Here is a 21,086-nt window from a genome sequence, read left to right as displayed (position 1 = left end):
AAAAGTTGGTGATGGTATGTTAGCGGAAAGTCCCAGCATTATATTAATTACAGGGATCATGGCAAGCGGAAAATCGACAGTAGCGCAGCTGCTTTCCGAACAATTCGAGAAATCTGTGCATTTACGTGGAGATATTTTTCGAAGAATGATCGTAAATAACCGTAAAGAGATTCATCCTGACTCGGGAAATGATGAGCTGGATCAGTTGCGGCTGCGATATCGGCTGGCTGCACAATCAGCGGAGGCATATCATCAGGCGGGATTTACAGTTGTAGTTCAAGATGTAATCGTTGGACCTATGCTAAATGATTTTATCTCGTATATCAGTAGCCGCCCTTTTTATGTAGTGGTGCTTTGTCCAAACACGGCGGTTGTCGCAGCAAGGGAGGCTGCTCGCACAAAGAAAGGCTACGGTGTTTGGAGCGTTGAGGAGCTCGATGGTGTTTTGCAAAATGAAACGCCTCGCATCGGACTATGGTTGGATTCATCCGAATTGTCCCCTGAAGAGACCGTTAATGAAATTATCGCGAGGCTGCAGACTGAGGCATTAATATCATGAATAATGGCGTAAGGAATTTGACCGAAAGGCGGGAAAAAGCATATTAATAGTCCCAAACCGATATTAAGCCTGATTGGCTTAGTTCTTTTTATAACAACAGCTGTATTCCATCTATGTTTTAAATTCATAAAAATCGCGGATGTTGGCGTAGGAATGCTGCTATCTCTTGTTAATGCGCTATTATTAGTATTCACTTTGTTATGGAGTCTAATGGGTATAATTGAATTTAGAATGCTATTAAAGTCATACAAGGATATAAGGAATAGGTTATTTGATGGAAGAATAAATAAAAATGAATATATAACTGAATCAAAAAAACATAAATATAAATTAAGTATAAGTATCAGTTATTTAGTTGTGATCTTATGTCAGTTGGGATACGTGATTTATAACTGGGATGAAGTAAATATATAAATACAAGTCTGCAACTGTATTTACGCTGCAGAGCCTTAAGGTTCGTAAATATGGAAACGTTATAAAATCCGTGCAACTATTTATGGAGTGATTTCTATGAAGTACAAAGAATTAATGGAATTCAAAGGAATATTTTTTCTAGGTCTCACTGAGCCTGAAGAAAATTCATTACGTCTTGTCTTTAGCAGAAGTATTACAAGTTCAACACCAGAACCTATATTAATTGGAGACAAAAATATTGGGGATGGTTATACCGTTACAATTGACGAGAAATCGCCTGTAATTCAAATTGACTTTAATAGCTATGTTGGTTATTCGGTGATCAACGAATCGTTTACCGTTTGGGATGATTATGAGGAGTTTGAGGGAAAAGCATTTAGAATTTATCGTAGGTCGAGGTACTTAGATTTTATTGGTGCCGGGACGATAGCTTCGGAAGACTATCCAGGACCTTTCAAACATCATGGTGTATCTTGCCTAAATCATATAGTTGACGTGCTGAGAGCGATGATATTGACGGCCAAGCAGCAACTATTCGTTAACGGGTGCCGGTAATTTTATTGCAGGAAAAACCTCCCTCATGTAGAATTTACTTAATACCAACGATGGAGGAGATTGAATGAAGAGAATATCATTTGTAGCGATGATTGCCATAATGGTGTTTGCTATAATGCCTGTATCAGCATCTGCATTTATGGGGAAAAGAGATGTTGTAGTAGACGGTATTGCATTATCTGGAGGGGCAATTAACAAGAACAATAATACTTTTGTTCCTTTTCGAGAATTATTTACTCAATTAGGACTAACAGTTGAATATGATTCGAAAAGTAAAAAAGTAACAGGCACTAAGGGGGAACTGCAAGTAACTTTCACGGTAGGGAGCAAGAAGGCGAACATAAACGGAGTAAATAAAACACTCCAAGTTGCGCCATTCAATTCTAATGGAAGTGTTTATGTGCCTTTACGGATCGTATCGGAAGCGACAGGCAGCAAAGTTGTATATCTAAAGGACGTAGATATTGTACTAGTAAACAGCCCATCTTTTGAGGGACTGATTTATGACTCTCCAAGTGGATCGCTAGAGATCACCAAAGAAGGGGAATTAACTAAGACTAACAATTTAGTTCTGATCGATTTCCTCGGTTTCTTACCAGAAGAAGAGATAGTTTATGAAATAGACATCTCAAGTGGGACTGACCATGACTATAAAGTAACATTGACGCCAGATGCGGTAATTGAATACATAGAAGATTAGCCATCTCATCTTGAAAAGCAAATGAACGAAACAGCTGAAAGGTTAATATAGGACTATCAAGAAAGTCAAAGTTAAATACGGGATAATGATCTAATCTAAGTCACTCAATCGGGTGGCTTTTTCTTTTTGCAAAACCATTTTGCAAAACCAACACAACGCCGGGGGTGGTGATTATGTAATGGCTGAAGCTCTTAAGCTGATTAAAAAGGAATTAATGATGATTTCTTAAATCCAACGAATTCACGCATTGAGAATTTAATTTCGCTTTTAGAAGAAGTATTACTTACAATCCAAACTGAAAAATAGTTGATCAAGATTTGAAGTTAGAAATATAGATAAAAGGGAGCCCCGCTGGCACTTAACTGGCGAAGCTCCCTTTTTGTTCTGCCCACAACTTGCCCACAAGACATAACCGCTTTTGCACTCTTCATAGACCCTATAAAAGCGTGAGAACCGATAGATAAAGGATTTCATGTTTTTTAAACGAATTAAATATACCTAATACCTTAAGAGCTATCTATGGCTGGGGGCTGGGTCATTTTGTGAATACAAGGACGTTATCTGAAGAAATGCAGGTAACAATTCTGAATCAAATATGTCACCTATTGTGGGGGAGAATATTTCTGATGATTGTCGTTATCATCAAGCATTAATCAGCCTAGGACAGGGTATAGAGAAAATCCATCACTAAACTACGTAAGGAGGTATGAGTTTGAGTAGAATATTTATAACTGATCTAGATGGAACTTTATTAAGATCCGATCAAACGATGTCTCACTTTACCGTTAATGTTCTAAACTCTGCTATTCAAGAAGGCTATATTATTAGTTTTGCTACCGCCAGAGGGTTAATAAGCGCTTATAGTGTAGTTTCTGATATCGCGTGGAAGCATCCAGTTATTTTATATAATGGCGCACTACTGTTTGATGTTATTCATAATCGGGTGATTGATGGATACTTTTTGGACGCTGGTTTGACAAATGAGATCATACATAGAGGCAAGAAACATGGTTGTTCACCTTTTTATTTTTTATTGGACGATATGAATAAAGAACGGGTATATCACGAGAAATTAACTTCCTTTGGCATGATAGAATTCCTAAAGAGCCGGATCAATGATCCAAGGTTCATGGAAGTGAACACACTTGAATCGTCCGATGATGAAAAGACATTAGCCTTGACGTTTATTGGAGAGTTGGATGATTTATTACCTCTTAAAGATGAAGTAAGCTCCGTATTAGGAGATCAGGTAAACCTCCATATCATGAAAGACTATTATATAAAAAATCAATATTTCCTTGAATTTAGTCATCCCCTCGCTGCAAAATGTGAAGGTTTAAAGATGTGGGCAAAGCATATGAATGTAGAAACCAAGGATATTTGTATATTTGGCGATAATTTAAATGATCTAGGATTATTTGAGGTTGGCGGCAAGAAAATAGCAGTGTCTAACTCGCATGCAGATATCTTGAGAATTGCAGATGCGGTCATCGAGAGTAATAACGAAGATGGCGTAGCCAAATATATCAAGGCAAATATGAATGACATATCCTATATAAAGTAACATTAAAAATTAAGAGGTGAGTTATGAACGCGGATATTATTCATTTAGCTCGAGAGCTTGCAATGGTATTAATTAAACAAGCTGGACTTATTGCCAAAGAAAGATTTGACAACTTTGAACAGATTAGGTCAAAGGATAGCTTTGGTGATGTTGTAACTGAAGTAGATCACATGGCTGAGGCTATCATCCTAAAAGGTATAAGTAGTACTTTTCCAGATCATCAAATACATAGCGAAGAAGCAGGCGACAATGGGAAAAGCTCGGATTGGCTATGGCTAATTGATCCATTGGATGGAACAAACAATTTCGCAATTGGTCTCCCAGTGTTTACTACCTCAATCACTCTGATGTATAAAAGGGAACCTGTTCTTGGTGTAGTATACGAGCCAATGACAGATAGACTATTTGAATCTTGTATTAATAAAGGTGCTCATTGCAACGGAAGAGAAATGAAAGTGAAAAGAAGCAACCATTTCAAAAGAGGAAATATCGGCTGGATCCAAGGACATAAAGTTCAAAATGATCTTAAAGCAGTCACATTAAGGCATCATATTGAGCTGAATTTTAAGAGAATGATGAGGTTATGGGCACCGACATTACAATGGTGCATGCTTGCTAAAGGCGACATTGATGGGATTGTCCTCTACAATTCCGAAGGGGATGATCTGTATTCTGGAATTTTAATGGTAAAAGAAGCAGGAGGAGTGGTTATTGATTTTGATGGCAATCCGTTTACGGGGATGAGTGAAGAACCCTATTTAATCGCATGTCATCCTGACAATAAAGATGAATTGATTAAAGTTGTTAAGGAAGGCATGGGACTATTCGAGGTATGAATCTAAATTCGAGAAAAAGACACTTGTTCATATCTAGGGAGATCTATATAAAAATCTTTTTGGCAGAAATACCTTTACTAGATAATTGATTTTAGACAGGGATGTAACATTGTAAACAGTGGGGCGGCCGGCAGTTGAAGAAAGCCTTTCGGGTTTGTAAGAGGGTGTTAAAACCAAAAATGAACAAGATATATGAAATTAAGTTACCCGTGTCTATCTATATTCAAGTGATAAGTTACATAATAGTAACACTGTTGATGTTAAAGTTGCTGTTCATATCCAATTCATTCGTTCTCGTTGTAATTCTATTATTGTGTATTCTGTTACAAGTTGGAGCAATAATTGTACTAATGATAAAGATTCTAAGAAACACAAATGAGTTAGTAATTACAAAAAATGAAATCAAGATAAATCGTAAGGAAGTCTCTATAAAAGAAATTGAGAAAATTATAATACAAGGTTATTTTGCACAGAGTATTGGTATTAAACGATATGGGAATAAATTCATTTCAATCAGTTTTCATTTTAGATTCAGGAATAATGAGGAGACTAATATAAAGGAATTAAAACAGTGGGCAAGTATAAATGGAATTGATGTAATTAATGGGAAGATTAATAGGTGGTTATAAAAACTGAAACTCTTCTTAAAGATACAAGTGAAAAACTGATAATTCCCAAGCTACAACAGGCTTTTAATGAAATACTGAATGAAATAAGTGATCCGATCTGATTATGAGCAAGCGGGTACGTATGGATTCGAGATGTATACTGTAATTCACTCTGGAAGCTACATTTTCCGGTAAGGAAGAGGTTGTAAGAAATTTGTATGTGAATCCCCAAAAATGCGTAAATTCAATCTAAATTAAAGGAGATAAGATGAGTAGAATTTTAATGATCAGTGATATCCATGGATGTATTAAACAATTTAATGAGTTGCTAGATGTAATTAATTACAACCCTTCCCAAGACAATTTAATATTGATTGGTGATTATGTTGATAGAGGGCCACGAAGTAAAGAAACAGTGGAGCGAGTTAAAGAGCTAGTAGACAACCATAATGTTATTGCTTTACGGGGTAACCATGACCAAAGATTGGTTGACCTAATTAGGACGGAAAGTGAGATGGTCCAAGGCAAATTTCTGGAGCATGGCGGTATACAAACGCTCCAAAGCTATTGTCATTTTGTTACTGACAATATGAATGAGGAATTGTTTAAACAAGCTATAGAGTACATACGGGTACATTTTAATAGTCATATAGATTTTCTAGAATCCTTGCCTCTTTATTATGAAGACTCACACCATGTCTATGTTCATGCTGGACTCAACCCGAAGTATATAAATTGGCGAGAACAACCTGAGCATGACTTTATGTATATTAAGGAAGAGTTTCATCAGTCGAAACCGAAAACCGATAAACTAGTCATATTTGGTCATACAAGGACTATTGAGCTTCATGATTCATCGGATATCTGGTTCGGTCAGGGTAAGATAGGGATAGACGGTGGCTGTGCATATGGAATGCAGTTAAATTGTTTGATTTATGATGAAGGAAAATATAATACAGCGACTATAAAGAATCCGGGTTTGGAGGGATATTAATGTTAAAGGATAATAAAGTGATTGACATAATTCAAAACAGTGAACTGTGTAGAGTTAAAAACGAGATTGCTATGTTATCTATGAATTCAATTAGAATGACTCCAGAGATTACAGAAGATCAAAACATCCCATTGGGTATGACAAAAATCGGTGGCCAGCCCGATCTGCCTGCTTCAATAAATTGGCCATCAATAAACGGCAGTTACCTCAGTTTTATTGCTCAAATAAACTTGAATGAAATCTCAATGTTGCAAAATGTTCTCCCAAAGAACGGTTTACTTAGTTTCTTTTATGATGCATTTGAACAACCATGGGGATTTGATCCAAAAGATGCTGGAAGATGGAAGGTTATTTATATTGAAGAGACGCATGAATTAGAAAGAAAAGCAACTGCTGCCAAACTAGCAGAAGAAGGGATTTTCGGAACTTGTAAAATACGATTCTCTGTTCAAACAACAGTACCCTCTTGGGAGTCTATAGCAATAAAACAATTAAATCTTAATGAAAACGAAAATGATTTATACATTCAGTTAGCAGAAGAAGTATTTGAACACAATGATTCTAATGGAACAATTCATAGGATTCTTGGCCACCCTGATCAGATTCAAGGCGAAATGAAACTAGAATGTCAATTAGTTTCGAATGGCTTATATTGTGGTGATCTCACAGGTTATCAGGATCCCAGAAAAGAAATATTAGAATCAGGGGCAGAATCGTGGAAACTGCTTTTACAGATTGATTCTGAAGAAGATATTGGAATGATGTGGGGAGACGTAGGTAGGATTTTCTTTTGGATTCATGAAGATGATCTGAAGAGAAATGACTTTAATAAAGTATGGTTAGTTTTGCAATGTAGTTGATTTGTCCATTAAATGAAGTACAGTGGCATTATGGAGTGTAACAGTTGAATCATAAGGCTTGTCTGGATCTGGGTAAAAATGTACGAATCTTTATGAAAAAGGACGTGATATTATGCCACGACTGATTGGTAATCGAATTATTTTAAGAGAATATCAGAAGAATGACCTTAAATATATGAGGAACTGGGTGAACGACTCCGAAATTGTAAAAAATCTGTCGGATATATTTCTTTATCCTCATACAGAGAATGCTACAGAACAATTTTTAAATTCAATGCTAGAGGATCGGAATGATAATCATAAAGGATTTGTAATTGCCCACAAGGAAACTGAGGAGTATATTGGGCAAATCGATTTGTTCAACATTAATTGGAAGAACAGAACAACCGAATTAGGGATTGTAATAGGGACTGCTGATCACCTAAGCAAAGGGTACGGGACTGAAGCCATAAAAGTGCTACAAGAATTTGTGTTTAATCAAATGAATTTAAATAGAATACAACTTGAGTTACATGATTTTAATGAAAGAGCATACCGATGCTATTTGAAATGCGGATTTAAAGAAGAAGGGCGGTTAAGAAAAAGGCATTATATCAATGGAAGTTACGCAGATACCATTATTATGGGAATATTAAAGAATGAATATGAGGAAATTGAAGATAGCTAGTAATTACGGGATATTACCGAGAGAGGTGCAGAGATGATATATCGTAGAAAGACTTATATTGTTGCTTCTTCATTTGTAGAGGAATTCAATGCATTGTTCAATGATATTTTGCTGCCTTCTCAGTTGAAATATGGTGCGAGACTTATTGGTAGATGGCATATGCATATCGATGAGGAAAACAGTGAGATTTTTGCATTATGGGAATATGATACATATGAACAATACGAAGAGATTGAGAAGAGGATTAAATCTGATGAAGAGCATGTACAGCGAGTTCAAGAGCGGTTTGATCAGATTGGAAGAGATACAATTAAGGAAGTATTACGGAATGACATCAAGCAAGAGTTCTTCACGTCAACTATCGATAGGGAAAGGACGATTTTAAAGACATTTTAGTTAGTATTTCTAAGAGGATGGTAACATCCAATAACTCTGTATTTCCGTCAACGGAACTTCCCCCCCTGCCCGCAGAGAGTGAAGCTGGACTCACTTACGGTGCTGCTCCAGGATGGCAGTGTTCGCTGACAACTTTGCCGCGAACCTATAGGGGGGAATTATCGGGGCCATTTGGACTTTTTTTGTAGCTGGGGACTCAGCTATCCGGGAGTATATAAGAGTTACTGGGCTTCTCGGAAATTAGGTGTGTATCTGATCAGGGCTATCCGATGGTCTCATTCGTTGGCGGCAAGCATCAAACTATATATCTTGCGAGTTGAATTCACGTTTCGCACTGTAACTTTTCGGTACATTTCTGTACCGATGATTTTGCTCATTCCGCTTTTTGTGACGTTTTTTTTATCAACTGACCATAGAATAGCGCCCGGAACATATTTTACGGTATCGATCTCGGGACGGATTACCAGCTTGTCCAGCACGGCTGCATCATCAATTTCTTCCCAAAGAAACAGCACATCACTCTTCATTTTTTCGTCATTTGTCCATGTTTCCGGGAGTTCAAGAAGGACTTTTTTCATGTCATCCAAATGAAGAACAAGAACCTTGATTTCAAGCCCGAAGTTCTCGACGATACATTCTTCTAAAATATTTACGATCTCTTGCTTCGTTTTATCTACACAGGTAAAAACAATATTACCCGAATTAATATAAGTCACAACGTTAGTCATGCCTGCTTGCTCGAAAGCATTCTTTAACAGCTTCATGTCGATTTTATTGTTTCCGCCAACATTGATTCCGCGGAGCAGCGCAACATAGACCATACAAACCTCCTGAGATTTATCTGATAACTGATTGTACCATAAAGCTGCTCATTTCCCACTCTTTTTCTTCTTGCTAAAAGCTTGATATTTATCAGCGCGGTAACTTTTTTCTTAACATAAGTTAAAGTTCCGCACGTGACGTGACGTTATGTTTTATAGTATAGCTAACGATAAATAGGTGTTCAACTTAACCTACTTTATTCTACAGAGGAGGAACAGGCATGACGGAAAACCTTGCAGCTAACAACGAAATCAACGGAGCGGAAGAATACGAATTGGTCACTACAAGGGTTTTAAATGCATCCCCTGCTCTCGTTTACAAAGCCTGGACAAAACCCGAGCATTTGGCACAGTGGTGGGGTCCCAGCGGGTTTACAAACACTTTTCATGAATTTGATTTACGGCCGGGAGGAATATGGGAGTTCGTGATGCACGGACCGAACGGAGCCGATTATCCCAATAAGAGCGAATTTGTGGAAATTGGGCCTGAACGGATTGTGCTGCGGCATCTTTGCTCACCCTATTATCAGCTCACGGCAACCTTTGAGGAGCTTGGCGGAAAAACCAGGCTGACTTGGCGCCAGCGCTTCGAAAACGCTGCCGTATTCAACGCCGTCAAGAAAGTCGCACTCCCAGCCAACGAACAAAATCTTGACCGCCTCGAAGCACAATTGCAGAGGATGTCTGTCTGAGACTAGGCTGCTGTCCGATTGCTCTGAGGTACCTTATTCAACTAAATGTATTCAACGGGATGTAAGAAGGCGGGGCTGGATTGCAATAATCGAACCCTGCCTATTTTACATTAAAATTTTAAATGTACAGTTCAAACTAAACAGAAAAAGCCCGTTCCGTTTAAGGAATCGGGCTTTCTTATTATGGTTCATTTTCACTTGGGTGTTGAAATAGAGAAGGAGCTCCCAACCGAGCTGATTTGGGAACCTGCCAACTCGAACTAGTCCAAAACTGCTGTCATATGCGCTTTGGTAACCGACCAGTGGGAGGTGGTCCAGTATTTGGCTTTATCCTTGATAAAAATAATTTGCGGCGATTCATGTTTGACATTCAGATCCTCGGCAATCTTGTTCGACACCGGACGGGATTCGATGACTTTCACTAGTGTATAATCCAATTCTGAATTAGGCGTGTCTTGTAAATATTGTTCATATTCATGAAGCGCATTGGAGCTAACAGGACATGTCGTGCTATGTTTTAAAATAACCTGTCCGCGCTCTGTTGATTTAGTCATGATTTCATCCCACTCTTCAAGTGTCGTAATTTCTCTCCAGTTCATACAGGTCTACTCTCCTCGTTAGTTTTATATTATGTCATGTTAAATCCATCGAATGATTGAATTTTAACATGATCCTGTCCGTAGTCAAGTTGGATATAAGTTTCATGCTGTGTATTTAGGCGATTATTAACTTCTTCATTAGTGCAGGGGCTGTAATCGGGTGCATTTACTAGAGAGGAAGATACCCGTATTATGGAAGTATTCACCAAGTTTATAGCTAAGACGTTAGACGAAACCACAAAGACCTAAAGGTAGCGATTAGAATGAATGATGCTTTTTTAACTTAGAAGAAGGCTCATGAAGGTGCAGTCTAAATTTTTCGCCTGGCTCGGGGATGGAATTAGCGGCGTCGTCGAAATAAAGCTATGGGGGATTATTAATAAAAAGCTATCCAAACTGAAATGATATATTAGAAAACGGTATGAAAGCAAAGTCTCGATTAATGTTCTATGGATACATTGACAATGTGTCGGGTTCTACACTATCTATTTTGTTTACATGCTTTCTTTATTTATATGGGTCTTTGCTGATTCAAAAGAATGAAATGACGATTGGAAGTCTAGCTCAGACTGATCGTTGTATTCAAGAGCCTTCTTTATCGCTTTATCGAATTTTAATAATTTCAATATGAAATGTTAATTTTTATAACGGCAGCTGTTTATTTTCAATGTTTACGATGAAAGGAGTAAGGCTATCTACAAAATATTGGAGGAGAAAGCTTATGGGAAACCAAGCACTGCTGGAAGTACAAGGGCTTACGAAAACCTTTGGCTCGAGGGTGGCAGTGGATCGTCTGAATCTTCGTATAGCAGAAGGAGATATATACGGGTTTCTTGGCACAAACGGTTCGGGTAAAACGACGACAATCCGCATGATTACCGGTCTCATTCATCCCGATGCCGGCGAAGTACGGATAGGTGGGTTTCATCTAAAATCACAGTTCAAATCCGCAATTTCGCTTGTCGGCGCCATCGTCGAGAATCCGGCTTTTTACAGTTATCTTTCTGCCTATGACAATCTTAAGTTAATGGCGAATCTGTATCCGAGAGTAACACGGAAGCGAGTAGATGAAGTGCTGGAGATCGCCGGGCTATCCGAACGTGCGAAAGATAAAGTCGCTTCCTTTTCGCTTGGCATGAAGCAGCGGCTTGGCATTGCTGGCGCACTGCTGAATCAGCCGAAGCTAGTTATTCTGGACGAGCCTACGAACGGACTGGATCCGCAAGGTATGAAGGAGATCAAGGAGCTGATCGTGCAGCTTGCTGCGGAGCAGGGCATCTCTTTTCTGATTTCGAGTCATCTGCTTCATGATGTTGAACAAATATGCAACAAGGCAGGTGTGATCCGAAAAGGGAAGCTGATTGCAGAAGGGGAGGTAAAGCAATTGCTTGCTTCAGGGAAGGAAACTCGGACGCTGGAGCAATTCTTTTTCGACATTACGGAAGGAGATGGCCGGCTATGATGCTCAGGCTGATCCAAAACGAGCTCTACAAAATGGTCAGATTAAAAAAGCTTTATATTTTTATGGCGATTCTGGCCGTACATGCATGGTTAACGGTCTATTTCTATAACGCGGGCGGAGAGTGGAAGTCGGTGATCGTGGTGCCGAATGGCCAGTCTCTTCCGTTAACACTTCTTAATAGCATGGCTCAATTTATGATCGTCTTTATTCCAATCTATGTTGCTGACATGATCACAAGTGAAGTGAACAACGGCACGTTAAAATTGTCATTGCTGTGCCCAGTCCGGCGAATCGAATGGCTTTGCGCCAAGATTGTCTCCTTATTCGCATTCTTGGTAGTACTGCTTGCTTGTTCTATCGCAGCGGAATATGTGATCGGAACGCTGGCCTTTGGTTGGGAAGAACAGACCCTCTATGCTGGTACGTTGTATTCACAGTCAGAAGGCGTATGGCTGACGCTTCGCTTGGCCTTTTCCATGCTGCTGCCGTATATGGCTTGTGGAATGATTGTAATCATCGTTGCCCTGTCTGCTGCGAGTATAAGTGCGGCGATTGGGTTGTCAATCGGCATTTTAACAGCTGCGCAATATTTGAATATTGTTGATACGCTCAAGCCGTATTCCATTGTAAATCAAATGTACTTTTTTCATGAATCTATTCATCAGGCAAACATAGCAGCCATATTACAAAACGTCGTGGTGCTTGCCGGATACCTCATCGTTTCTTATTTCATTAGCGCAATCATGATCAAGAAAAAAGACTTTATTCTTTAAAGGTGGGACCTCGCTTGAGTAAGCTAATCCATTTCGAACTATTTAAAGTGTTTAGGCAGAAAAAGCTGTATCTGTTCATGCTTATTCTAATTGCGGTGGAAATATCGGCAGTTTTTCAATATGAGTGGGATGCATCCGGCTTTACTGATACTGGACCCAACGGTCAATCATTTCCACTGCTTGTCCTTCATAACAGCCCATTGTTTATCGCTATTTTTGTTGCAATTCTGGCCGCCGATTCCATTGCAGAGGAATATCGAAGCGGTACGCTCAAGAAAGCACTTCTTTGCCCGATAAGCAGATTGGATCTGCTTCACGCCAAAATCGTGTTTATGTTTACTGTTATGATGGTTCTGCCTATATTTTCAGTTTTTTCTTCCTATGTTGTCGGGACGGTGGCCTTTGGGTGGGGGGATCGAACTGCTGTTGGTGAAGTCGTCTATCCATTTAGCGAAGGGATTCAGCTTTTAGTGCATATGATTCTTCTATCTGTACCGCCTAATCTGGCGTTAGGCATGGTCGTAATATTTGTGGCCTTAGTAACGGCGAATCCAGGCGCTTCCATCGGAACGGCTCTTGTGCTTATTGTACTTTCTCCGTTGGTCGAGGGCATTTCGCAGCTCGAGGATTTGTTTATCGGGTATCAGCTAAGAGCCTTTCCACTTCTTCCTTTGCACGACCCGGCAGCGCAGGATTTGCTGGGCGGCTTGACCGTCATTCTCACCTATCTTGGTGTCTCATATACAGGTAGTGTTATGATGATAAGGAAGAAAGATATTTTGACGTAAATGGGGTGAGCCCACGTTGTTTGACAAAATATTAATCGTGGAAGATGAGGAAGAAATCGCAGAATTGTTAAAAGACTATTTGGAGGAAGAACGTTTCGAGGTTATCGTCGCCAGTGACGGACAAGAGGCAATACAGCTGTTTAGTGAATTTAGGCCGCAATTGATGATTTTGGACATTATGCTTCCGAAGCTTGACGGGATAGAAGTATGTCGCATAATCCGATCACAGTCAGCAATCCCAATCATCATGCTTAGCGCCAAGAAAAGCGATGTAGATAAAATTGTCGGGCTAGGGATTGGCGCGGATGATTATGTCGTTAAACCATTTAGTCCGGGCGAGATGATCGCACGGGTCAAAGCACAGCTCCGTCGGGCAAATCAGCTTTCGTCTCTTGCGGAGACGTCTGAAATTATACGCTATCAAGAGCTGGCGCTCAATGTTAAAGCTTATGAAGTTACGGTTAGAAATCAACCTGTCCCGCTCTCGGCCAGGGAATTTGAAGTGCTGCGTTATTTAGCCCTTCACCCGAATCAGGTATTGACTCGTGAACAAATTTTCCGGTATGTATGGGGCTTCGACGAGCATGGGGATTTAAACACTGTAACCGTTCATATTAAGAAAATCCGGGAAAAAATCGAGGTCGATCCTGCAAATCCAACGCTGATCAAAACGGTGTGGGGAGTCGGCTATAAGCTCGACGGTGATCCGCGATGAAGCTCGGCATTCGTTTCAAGTTAATAGCATCGCTTACCGGGATCATTTTCATTCCGGTTGTTTTGATGAGCATATCCGGGGTTCGAGAAAATCATGGAAACTCAATTAATGGGGCAACTGGCATTAAATTTATGTTCGTGCTTGGTTTTCTGGTAGTTGCGTTTGTGTTATGTGCTTACCTATTGGCACGATTCATTACAAGGCGTATCCTTCTGCCGTTGAAGGAGCTGAATGATGCTTCGGAACAAATTATGAATGGCAACCTCGATGTCGAAATTCGCAGCCGGTACAATGACGAGATGGGCAATTTTATTTCGGCCTTCGATGTCATGAGAGCAAGGCTAAAGGAATCGCTGGATCAGCAAGCTGCTTACGAGCAGGCTCGCAATGAGCTGGTGGCGAATATTTCCCACGACTTGCGAACACCGATTACATCTATTCGCGGATATGTCGAAGGTTTGCAGGATGGCATAGCTCGAGATGAGCAGAAGGTCGCCCGATATCTTGCAGTCATTAAAAACAAAACGGATCAGCTTGACCGCTTGATTGAAGATTTGTTTCAATTCTCGCAGCTGGAATCTGGACAATTGGCGATGGAGCTGCGGGAATCAGACAGTCGCGAGTTCCTTGAAGCGATGGCAGCCCCATTTGAATTGGAATTTCATGAAAACCCGAGTGTTGAGTTAACTGTCGAGCGGCCCTTTCCCTCCAGACTCATTCAAGTCGATCATGATCGCATGGCACAGGTATTTGAAAATATAATCGAAAATGCCAAAAAATATGGCGGTCGTCCCGCTGAACTGACTATTTCGGCACGGGACGAAGGAGACAGGATTCGAATTATGATTAAAGATAGCGGAATCGGTATCTCTGAAGATGATCTCCCTTACTTATTCGAACGCTTTTACCGAGGAGAAAAGTCGCGTTCCCGTGCATTTGGAGGAGCGGGGCTTGGCCTTGCAATATGCAAGCAAATTGTAGAAAAGCATGGCGGTCGTATTGGAGTGCAGAGCAAACAGGGGATCGGTACTGAGTTTTATTTGACTTTGCCGATTATTAAATAGTATCCAGAACAGGGAAGGAGTTGCTAGTATGTTTCGTTACTACCTTATAGCCTTGTGCGTAATGATTGCAGACCATGCGTCCAAATGGCTTGTGTCGATTTACATGAAAATCGGACAAGAAATCCCCTTAATACCTGGAGTTCTTGGACTTGCATCTATCCGAAACAGAGGAGCCGCTTTTGGTATTCTGCAAGGGCAGACCACATTTTTTATTATTGCAACGACCGTTGTCCTGATTGGAATTGTGCTCTATTTACCTTATGCACACCGCGAGAAGACGATATTGCCCTATGGTTTGGCTCTTATATTAGGCGGAGCATTGGGCAATTATATCGATCGAGTTTTTAAAGGGGAAGTTGTGGATATGATCAACATTCATTTTTTCAACTTCCCAGTATTTAATGTAGCTGATTCCTTCTTATGCATTGGTGTCATGATTGTGCTGCTTCAATCTTGGAGAGAGGCGCGTCACAAGGATATAAAACTAAGAAAAATTGGATGAAAAGCTAAGCTAATATTGGTGTACTCGCTATTTGTTTTTCCGGAACAATCGCCATCTTTCGCAGCACTACATTACTATCCAAAATTGTTCCGGATTTTCAATACGCATATCCTTATATTCACTATAACGCATTTCCGAATGCCAAAAATGATAGTCATCGAATTCTTGCATTTCATTGCTTACATAGTGATTAGTAGCAAGGATAAGGTCACCAACTGGTTTGCGTTCAGTTATTTTTTTCTTGTGCGAAGCAAAGCTGGCGATTTCAAAGATAGAGGCATTCCGAGTTTTTCTTTGGAGAAGAGTTAGTACAGAAGATGATTGATAATCAATGGTCAACAGTACCAGAATGTGCGGGGATTTGGTGGAAAAACCTATAAATAAACAAAATGATGCATGATTTGATCCAGGCGGTGGTACGGCCCATTAGATCTTACTCTTGATCAATATAGAAACAGTATGCCTAAGGAGTGGTGGAAATGGCGCGTGTTTTGTTTATAAATGGTGGATCAGAGGGACATATCAATCCAACGATTGGAGTTGTGCAGGAGCTTATTGCACGTGGAGAAGAGGTTGTTTACTTTTGTATAGAAGCCTTTCGGGAACGCATTGAAAAGACGGGAGCTTCCGTATGCACATTTGATGATCAACAATTTATACAAGCTTTTATCTCAGGCGGAAGAAGCTATATGCTCGAAAGAATCAACGGCCTTTTGCTTACGGCGGATATCGTCATACCGAGTGTTCTTGAACAGATCAAAGGAGAGCATTTTGACTACATCATTCATGATTCCATGTTTGGTTGCGGGCGTATACTTGCTCAAATTCTTAAGCTTCCGGCAATCAGCTCCTGCACTTCTTTTGCCCAGACTAAAGCCTTATTCGATAAAATGCTGGAGCAATCTTTTATACAAGCTCCTGCAGAAACAGTCAAGCCTATAAGCGATAGATTTCAAAGCTTGAAGGCCGGATTGGAGGAAAAATATGAGGTGGAGATCGGTTCTCCTTATGAAGTGTTTTGTAATCCCGCCCCGCTGACCATTGTTTATACAACAAAGGAGCTCCAGCCTGATGGAGAAGCATTTGACCAAACTTATAAATTTGTAGGGCCAGCCCTCTCTGTACGATCAGCTCAAGCAAGCTTCGACTTGGATGAAATCAAAGGGAAGGAGTCCATTTACATTTCACTGGGCACTGTCTTTAACCAAGTAATAGATTTTTATAAGCTTTGTTTTGAGGCATTTGGAAACACGGACTATACTATTGTTATGGCTATCGGGGATAAAATCCAAATTTCAGATTTAGGGAAAGTGCCTCGGAATTTTATCGTAGAAAACTATGTTCCACAAATGGATGTGCTGCAACACACCAAATTATTTATTACACATGGTGGAATGAACAGTACCCATGAAGGACTATATTGCGGGGTTCCGCTAATTGTGATCCCACAAAGCGCGGATCAACCGGTTATCGCTCAGCAGGTTGTCCATATTGGAGCAGGAGTTATTTTACAAATGCAAAGCCTGACTGCAAAGCAACTCCGTGAAGCTGCAGATCGTGTGCTGAGCCGATCAGCCTTCCAGACTGCAGCTGCAAATATCGGGGCATCTTTTAGAAAATCAGGCGGGTATGATCAAGCTGTTAATGAGATTATGGAATTTAAAAGGCAGCATCGAATCTAAGGGGCTGGCATTGAATGGGAGGGGGGATCTGTTATGAAGAAGCATATATATATCATCAGGCATTGTAAGGCTGCCGGGCAAGAAGCTGGTGCTCCGTTAACGACCGAAGGACAGATGCAGGCAGATCAGCTATCTGATTTTCTAACTAAGAGACCGATGGATTATATTGTTTCAAGTCCATATGAGAGAGCGGTCTCAAGTATTCGTCCATTTGCCCAGAAACAAAATTTGATAATACATACCGATAGCCGGTTAAGTGAGAGAGTTTTGTCCTCAGAGCAGTTGGATGATTGGATAGAGAAACTTAGAGAATCATTTGACAATATGAATAGGAAGTATAGAATCCTCGCGAGAAGCCATGATGCGCGGAATTTCTGTCATTGAAGACTTATTCGAGCGGCCAGAGAGGAATATTGCAGTAGTTACTCATGGAAATCTGTTGTCATTGATATTAAAACATTATGATAATAGCTACGGATTCGATGAATGGAGCAGCTTAACCAACCCAGATGTATATGAACTCGTCAAAGCTGTTGAGGAAGTGACCCCTAGTTTAAATCGCATTTGGAAGTGATTAGACGGCGGATCCAAATTCGAGAACAAAAGCGATATTGACAGTAAGGAAAGAATTGTCTATCATCATTTATGAATATAAAATAAAATTATTCATACAATCATAGTTCGGAGGGACAGCATTTTATGGCCAGAAAGTTCAGTGATCACGAGAAGGAGAGGATTCGCGAGCGGCTAGTGGAGGCAGCGAAGCAATGCTTCGGCTTGTACGGGCTAAAGAAAACCAGCATCGAGCAGTTGACCAAGGCAGCGGGAATTGCGCAGGGGACCTTTTATTTGTTCTTTCCGTCCAAGGAGGAGCTGTACTTCGAGCTGTTGGAGCTGGAAGAGGAAAGGGTTCGCCAGCAGCTCTTGGAAGAGACGGAGGGATCCGGAAGGATGGACAAGGAAGCGCTGGTCCGCTTCCTGCGGAAATCACTGACAGTGATGGGGGAGAATCCGTTTTTTCGCCAGTTATATGAGGAAGATGTAATGGAGCAATTGGTACGGAAGCTTCCCCCCGAGAAGCTCGCCGCCCATTTTGATAAGGATGCGGACGTTGCTATGCCTTTTGTCCGCCGCTGGCAGAAGGAGGGATGGCTGACTTCTCAACGTCCGGAAGTTATCGTTAGCTTGATTCGCTCGCTTATTCTGTTGACTCTGCAGAAACAGTTGATCGGGGAAGAGGTATTCGACGAGACTATGGAATTGCTCATTCAACTAATAGCCCAAGGGCTGACCGCCGAAGCTGGTGGTCACTGAAAGCGGCCACAGACAGGAAGCCAACAACGATTAGGGGAGGGAAAGATTCTTGATAGAGGTTAACCGGTTGACGTACACCTACCCGGGAGCCCGGGCCCAGACGATTAAAGGGATTGATTTTAATATTTCCCGAGGAGAAATCCTCGGATTTCTCGGCCCTTCGGGGGCGGGCAAAAGCACCATTCAGAAGGTGCTGATCGGAGTATTGAAGCAGTATGGAGGGAGCGTTCAAGTGATGGGCCGGGAGCTGAGCCGCGCGAAAACGGACTATTTCGAACGGATTGGGGTGGCCTTTGAATTCCCTAATTTTTATTCCAGGTTTACCGCTTTGGAGAATTTGAACTTCTTCCGTTCTCTGTATTCGTGTAAAACGGAGGAGCCTGGGGTACTGCTGGCCAGAGTAGGCCTGGAGGAGCACGCCCGCGAGAAAGTGTCCGGCTTCTCCAAAGGAATGAAGATGAGGTTGAATCTATGCCGGGCTCTGCTGAACCGGCCGGATCTGCTATTTCTGGATGAGCCGACCTCCGGACTGGACCCGGTTAACGCGAAGCTGGTAAAGGATCTGATACTGGAGCAAAAGGCGGAAGGCAAAACCGTTCTACTGACGACACATAATATGAATGCGGCTGAGGAGCTTTGTGATCGGGTAGCTTTTATTGTCGACGGACAGGTTTCGCTCATCGATTCTCCCCGGGAGCTCAAGATAAGACGGGGCACGAAGAAGCTTGTTGTGGAATACAAGGAAGGCCAAGGTCGCAGAACAGAGGAATTCTCTCTCGATAGACTCGGGCATAATGACCGGTTTCTGGATATTATACGGGAGAAGCCCGTCGAGACGATGCACAGCCAGGAATCGACCTTGGAGCGCATCTTTATCGATGTAACAGGAAGGAAGCTGGATTAATATGCGAAGAATGCTCACCGCCTGGGGACATGATATCCATTTTCAGATTCGGCAAGGTTTTTATTTGGCTTATATGCTCATCACCGTTATGTACTGTCTGCTGCTGTCCCTCGCCCCGTCAGGTGCCAGAGCCTATGTCTCCGTTCTCATCGTATTCTCCGATCCAAGCGCCCTTGGCTTTTTTTTTATCGGCGGGATCGTGCTGCTGGAGAAAGGACAGAGCATCTACGATAATCTGTTCGTGACTCCTCTGCAGGTCAGAGAATATATGGCGGCCAAGACATTATCTCTAGCCATGTTATCTACATTAAGTGCAGCGGCCATTCATTTATCAGCTTTCGGGTGGGAAGGCTTCAGCTTGCTGTTTATAGCGGGAATATTTCTGACTTCGGCTTTCTTCACCTTGATCGGATTGGGCCTAGCTGTCCGCTATGAGACGTTGAACGGTTTTTTTCTCGCCTCCCCGCTATACTCGATCATCTACTATGTTCCTGTCCTAGGATACTTGGAGATCTATGAGTCCCCCTTCTATTACTTACTGCCTACTCAAGGGACTTTGTTGCTGCTGGCTTCCCCGTTTCATTCACTGACTATGTGGGAGATGCTGTATGGGCTTACGGTACTCGTGATTGGGATTAGCTTGGCTTATCTATGGGCTAAACGTTCCTTCATCAACCATATCGTCTTGAAGATAGGGGGAAGAGGCCAATGAATAAATATGTTTCACTGTCTGCCGCAGACGCGAAAAATATTGGCCGCGATCCCATGCTGGTTCTGGCTGTCTTTGGCCCGCTTATTCTCGCAGCCGCCATCCGTTATGGAATAAGAATATTGGCCGAGTGGCTGCACCTGACCTTGGCCTTTGACCTGACGGTTTACTATGACCTGATTCTGATTGAAGCTCTCCTGCTTATTCCGCTAATGCTGGGAGTGATCGCCGGATTTCTGATGCTGGATGAGAGGGACGAGAATCTGATTGCTTATTTCGCCGTGACGCCGCTGACCAAATCGGGGTATTTGCTGTACCGGCTGAGTTCCCCCGTGCTGCTGTCCGCTGCTTACACGGTCTTCTTCGTATACTTTACCGATCTGGTACGCGTTCCCGTGGCCGCTCTTCTTCCGTTAACCCTGCTGCTTGCCTTGCAGGCTCCGGTCGTCGCTCTGCTTCTGCTGGCTTTTGCAGCGAACAAGGTGGAGGGAATGGCATTGTCCAAAGGAGTTGGAATAACAATGGCCGCCCCCTTGGCTATCTATTTAGCCCCCGAACCATGGTCCTGGCTGGCTTCGGTGCTGCCCACCTTCTGGATAGCCAAAGCCTATTGGGCCGGAATGGAAGCTTGGAACGGAGCGTTCTTTATTTATTTGGCTGCTTTTGCGATTTATTCCCTGCTGGCGGTCTGGCTCTATCGCTGTTATAAGCAAAGAAACGATTAATCCTTGCGGGCTCCTGAACACGGTACTTGCCCTTAAGTCTCTCGATTCTTGAATATAAAGAATGCTATATGAAACCAATGCAATCATTTGATAAAGGACGTGATATTATGCCACGACTGATTGGGAATCGAATTATTTTAAGAGAATATCAGAGGAATGACCTCAAATATATGAGGAACTGGG

General features: G+C 41.6%; 26 protein-coding genes. 23 read left to right on the top strand and 3 right to left on the bottom strand.

Annotated features, from left to right (window positions below):
* The first annotated feature begins 16 nt into the window (after positions 1–16).
* The 9 genes from BN2762_RS20010 (at position 17) to BN2762_RS19965 (ending at position 8,153) form a co-directional block, all read left to right on the top strand.
* Positions 17–559, top strand: coding sequence for a phosphotransferase-like protein (locus BN2762_RS20010; RefSeq protein WP_055108637.1), 543 nt, complete (start codon positions 17–19; stop codon positions 557–559).
* Between the two features lie 510 nt (positions 560–1,069).
* On the top strand, positions 1,070–1,528 hold the full coding sequence (locus BN2762_RS20005; protein ID WP_055108636.1) for a hypothetical protein: 459 nt from the start codon (positions 1,070–1,072) through the stop codon (positions 1,526–1,528).
* Positions 1,529–1,592: 64 nt separating this feature from the next.
* Positions 1,593–2,228 carry a copper amine oxidase N-terminal domain-containing protein gene (locus BN2762_RS20000; RefSeq protein WP_055108635.1) on the top strand — a complete coding sequence of 212 codons (636 nt, stop codon included), beginning with the start codon at positions 1,593–1,595 and terminating at the stop codon, positions 2,226–2,228.
* A 712-nt stretch (positions 2,229–2,940) separates the two neighbouring features.
* Entirely contained in the window at positions 2,941–3,792 is an 852-nt protein-coding gene (locus BN2762_RS19995) for an HAD-IIB family hydrolase (RefSeq protein WP_187386559.1), read from the top strand.
* Positions 3,793–3,815: 23 nt separating this feature from the next.
* Positions 3,816–4,628 carry an inositol monophosphatase family protein gene (locus tag BN2762_RS19990; RefSeq protein WP_055108633.1) on the top strand — a complete coding sequence of 271 codons (813 nt, stop codon included), beginning with the start codon at positions 3,816–3,818 and terminating at the stop codon, positions 4,626–4,628.
* A gap of 876 nt (positions 4,629–5,504) precedes the next feature.
* Positions 5,505–6,230: a metallophosphoesterase family protein gene (locus BN2762_RS19980; RefSeq protein ID WP_055108631.1), complete on the top strand. Its 726-nt coding sequence runs from the start codon at positions 5,505–5,507 to the stop codon at positions 6,228–6,230.
* A complete protein-coding gene (locus BN2762_RS19975) occupies positions 6,230–7,090 on the top strand; it encodes a YwqG family protein (RefSeq protein WP_055108630.1) in 861 nt (286 codons plus the stop codon). The genes BN2762_RS19980 and BN2762_RS19975 overlap by 1 nt, the downstream gene beginning before the upstream one ends.
* Before the next feature lie 112 nt (positions 7,091–7,202).
* Positions 7,203–7,757, top strand: coding sequence for a GNAT family N-acetyltransferase (locus BN2762_RS19970; RefSeq protein WP_055108629.1), 555 nt, complete (start codon positions 7,203–7,205; stop codon positions 7,755–7,757).
* Positions 7,758–7,790: 33 nt separating this feature from the next.
* Complete coding sequence (locus BN2762_RS19965; RefSeq protein WP_055108628.1) at positions 7,791–8,153, top strand: NIPSNAP family protein; 363 nt, start codon at positions 7,791–7,793, stop codon at positions 8,151–8,153.
* 275 nt (positions 8,154–8,428) lie between these two features.
* Here the strand turns inward: BN2762_RS19965 and BN2762_RS19960 are convergent, their stop codons facing one another.
* Positions 8,429–8,974: a DUF1697 domain-containing protein gene (locus BN2762_RS19960; protein WP_055108627.1), complete on the bottom strand. Its 546-nt coding sequence runs from the start codon at positions 8,972–8,974 to the stop codon at positions 8,429–8,431.
* Between the two features lie 221 nt (positions 8,975–9,195).
* Here BN2762_RS19960 and BN2762_RS19955 point away from each other — a divergent pair, with 221 nt between their 5' ends.
* Positions 9,196–9,666, top strand: coding sequence for an SRPBCC family protein (locus tag BN2762_RS19955; RefSeq protein ID WP_055108626.1), 471 nt, complete (start codon positions 9,196–9,198; stop codon positions 9,664–9,666).
* A 260-nt stretch (positions 9,667–9,926) separates the two neighbouring features.
* On the opposite strand, the gene ytxJ is transcribed toward BN2762_RS19955, so the two are convergent.
* Positions 9,927–10,265: a bacillithiol system redox-active protein YtxJ gene (gene ytxJ, locus BN2762_RS19950; RefSeq protein ID WP_055108625.1), complete on the bottom strand. Its 339-nt coding sequence runs from the start codon at positions 10,263–10,265 to the stop codon at positions 9,927–9,929.
* A 721-nt stretch (positions 10,266–10,986) separates the two neighbouring features.
* Here ytxJ and BN2762_RS19945 point away from each other — a divergent pair.
* The 6 genes from BN2762_RS19945 to lspA are packed head-to-tail and all read left to right on the top strand — an operon-like array spanning position 10,987 to position 15,569.
* Entirely contained in the window at positions 10,987–11,727 is a 741-nt protein-coding gene (locus BN2762_RS19945; RefSeq protein WP_055108624.1) for an ABC transporter ATP-binding protein, read from the top strand.
* Positions 11,724–12,500, top strand: a complete 777-nt coding sequence (locus tag BN2762_RS19940) for an ABC transporter permease (RefSeq protein WP_055108623.1) — start codon at positions 11,724–11,726, stop codon at positions 12,498–12,500. The genes BN2762_RS19945 and BN2762_RS19940 overlap by 4 nt, the downstream gene beginning before the upstream one ends.
* Before the next feature lie 14 nt (positions 12,501–12,514).
* Positions 12,515–13,288 carry an ABC transporter permease gene (locus BN2762_RS19935; RefSeq protein ID WP_055108622.1) on the top strand — a complete coding sequence of 258 codons (774 nt, stop codon included), beginning with the start codon at positions 12,515–12,517 and terminating at the stop codon, positions 13,286–13,288.
* 16 nt (positions 13,289–13,304) lie between these two features.
* Positions 13,305–14,003, top strand: a complete 699-nt coding sequence (locus tag BN2762_RS19930) for a response regulator transcription factor (RefSeq protein ID WP_055108621.1) — start codon at positions 13,305–13,307, stop codon at positions 14,001–14,003.
* Positions 14,000–15,067 carry a sensor histidine kinase gene (locus tag BN2762_RS19925; protein WP_055108620.1) on the top strand — a complete coding sequence of 356 codons (1,068 nt, stop codon included), beginning with the start codon at positions 14,000–14,002 and terminating at the stop codon, positions 15,065–15,067. Before BN2762_RS19930 ends, BN2762_RS19925 begins: the two co-directional genes overlap by 4 nt.
* A gap of 28 nt (positions 15,068–15,095) precedes the next feature.
* Positions 15,096–15,569, top strand: coding sequence for a signal peptidase II (gene lspA / locus BN2762_RS19920; protein WP_055108619.1), 474 nt, complete (start codon positions 15,096–15,098; stop codon positions 15,567–15,569).
* A gap of 66 nt (positions 15,570–15,635) precedes the next feature.
* On the opposite strand, the gene BN2762_RS27860 is transcribed toward lspA, so the two are convergent.
* Positions 15,636–15,908, bottom strand: a complete 273-nt coding sequence (locus tag BN2762_RS27860; protein WP_222861101.1) for a hypothetical protein — start codon at positions 15,906–15,908, stop codon at positions 15,636–15,638.
* Between the two features lie 140 nt (positions 15,909–16,048).
* Here BN2762_RS27860 and BN2762_RS19915 point away from each other — a divergent pair, with 140 nt between their 5' ends.
* The 7 genes from BN2762_RS19915 (at position 16,049) to BN2762_RS19890 (ending at position 20,903) form a co-directional block, all read left to right on the top strand.
* Entirely contained in the window at positions 16,049–17,251 is a 1,203-nt protein-coding gene (locus BN2762_RS19915) for a macrolide family glycosyltransferase (RefSeq protein ID WP_055108618.1), read from the top strand.
* A gap of 33 nt (positions 17,252–17,284) precedes the next feature.
* A complete protein-coding gene (locus BN2762_RS28220) occupies positions 17,285–17,635 on the top strand; it encodes a histidine phosphatase family protein (RefSeq protein WP_316246817.1) in 351 nt (116 codons plus the stop codon).
* A complete protein-coding gene (locus BN2762_RS28215) occupies positions 17,610–17,825 on the top strand; it encodes a hypothetical protein (RefSeq protein ID WP_316246816.1) in 216 nt (71 codons plus the stop codon). The genes BN2762_RS28220 and BN2762_RS28215 overlap by 26 nt, the downstream gene beginning before the upstream one ends.
* Before the next feature lie 125 nt (positions 17,826–17,950).
* Positions 17,951–18,565: a TetR/AcrR family transcriptional regulator gene (locus BN2762_RS19905; protein WP_055108617.1), complete on the top strand. Its 615-nt coding sequence runs from the start codon at positions 17,951–17,953 to the stop codon at positions 18,563–18,565.
* 49 nt (positions 18,566–18,614) lie between these two features.
* Positions 18,615–19,469, top strand: coding sequence for an ABC transporter ATP-binding protein (locus tag BN2762_RS19900; RefSeq protein ID WP_055108616.1), 855 nt, complete (start codon positions 18,615–18,617; stop codon positions 19,467–19,469).
* 1 nt (position 19,470) lies between these two features.
* Positions 19,471–20,181, top strand: coding sequence for a fluoroquinolone export ABC transporter permease subunit (locus BN2762_RS19895; protein ID WP_055108615.1), 711 nt, complete (start codon positions 19,471–19,473; stop codon positions 20,179–20,181).
* Complete coding sequence (locus BN2762_RS19890; protein ID WP_055108614.1) at positions 20,178–20,903, top strand: hypothetical protein; 726 nt, start codon at positions 20,178–20,180, stop codon at positions 20,901–20,903. Before BN2762_RS19895 ends, BN2762_RS19890 begins: the two co-directional genes overlap by 4 nt.
* Positions 20,904–21,086: the final 183 nt, after the last annotated feature.

This window comes from Paenibacillus ihumii, assembly GCF_001403875.1.
Classification (GTDB): domain Bacteria; phylum Bacillota; class Bacilli; order Paenibacillales; family Paenibacillaceae; genus Fontibacillus; species Fontibacillus ihumii.
This window is presented reverse-complemented; position numbering and strand designations above follow the sequence as displayed.

Coding starts and splice junctions, on each gene's coding strand:
- BN2762_RS20010 (WP_055108637.1), top strand. CDS start 17: ATGTTAGCGGAAAGTCCCAGCATTATATTAATTACAGGGATCATGGCA.
- BN2762_RS20005 (WP_055108636.1), top strand. CDS start 1,070: ATGAAGTACAAAGAATTAATGGAATTCAAAGGAATATTTTTTCTAGGT.
- BN2762_RS20000 (WP_055108635.1), top strand. CDS start 1,593: ATGAAGAGAATATCATTTGTAGCGATGATTGCCATAATGGTGTTTGCT.
- BN2762_RS19990 (WP_055108633.1), top strand. CDS start 3,816: ATGAACGCGGATATTATTCATTTAGCTCGAGAGCTTGCAATGGTATTA.
- BN2762_RS19980 (WP_055108631.1), top strand. CDS start 5,505: ATGAGTAGAATTTTAATGATCAGTGATATCCATGGATGTATTAAACAA.
- BN2762_RS19975 (WP_055108630.1), top strand. CDS start 6,230: ATGTTAAAGGATAATAAAGTGATTGACATAATTCAAAACAGTGAACTG.
- BN2762_RS19970 (WP_055108629.1), top strand. CDS start 7,203: ATGCCACGACTGATTGGTAATCGAATTATTTTAAGAGAATATCAGAAG.
- BN2762_RS19965 (WP_055108628.1), top strand. CDS start 7,791: ATGATATATCGTAGAAAGACTTATATTGTTGCTTCTTCATTTGTAGAG.
- BN2762_RS19960 (WP_055108627.1), bottom strand. CDS start 8,974: ATGGTCTATGTTGCGCTGCTCCGCGGAATCAATGTTGGCGGAAACAAT.
- BN2762_RS19955 (WP_055108626.1), top strand. CDS start 9,196: ATGACGGAAAACCTTGCAGCTAACAACGAAATCAACGGAGCGGAAGAA.
- ytxJ (WP_055108625.1), bottom strand. CDS start 10,265: ATGAACTGGAGAGAAATTACGACACTTGAAGAGTGGGATGAAATCATG.
- BN2762_RS19945 (WP_055108624.1), top strand. CDS start 10,987: ATGGGAAACCAAGCACTGCTGGAAGTACAAGGGCTTACGAAAACCTTT.
- BN2762_RS19940 (WP_055108623.1), top strand. CDS start 11,724: ATGATGCTCAGGCTGATCCAAAACGAGCTCTACAAAATGGTCAGATTA.
- BN2762_RS19925 (WP_055108620.1), top strand. CDS start 14,000: ATGAAGCTCGGCATTCGTTTCAAGTTAATAGCATCGCTTACCGGGATC.
- lspA (WP_055108619.1), top strand. CDS start 15,096: ATGTTTCGTTACTACCTTATAGCCTTGTGCGTAATGATTGCAGACCAT.
- BN2762_RS19915 (WP_055108618.1), top strand. CDS start 16,049: ATGGCGCGTGTTTTGTTTATAAATGGTGGATCAGAGGGACATATCAAT.
- BN2762_RS28220 (WP_316246817.1), top strand. CDS start 17,285: ATGAAGAAGCATATATATATCATCAGGCATTGTAAGGCTGCCGGGCAA.
- BN2762_RS28215 (WP_316246816.1), top strand. CDS start 17,610: ATGATGCGCGGAATTTCTGTCATTGAAGACTTATTCGAGCGGCCAGAG.
- BN2762_RS19905 (WP_055108617.1), top strand. CDS start 17,951: ATGGCCAGAAAGTTCAGTGATCACGAGAAGGAGAGGATTCGCGAGCGG.
- BN2762_RS19895 (WP_055108615.1), top strand. CDS start 19,471: ATGCGAAGAATGCTCACCGCCTGGGGACATGATATCCATTTTCAGATT.
- BN2762_RS19890 (WP_055108614.1), top strand. CDS start 20,178: ATGAATAAATATGTTTCACTGTCTGCCGCAGACGCGAAAAATATTGGC.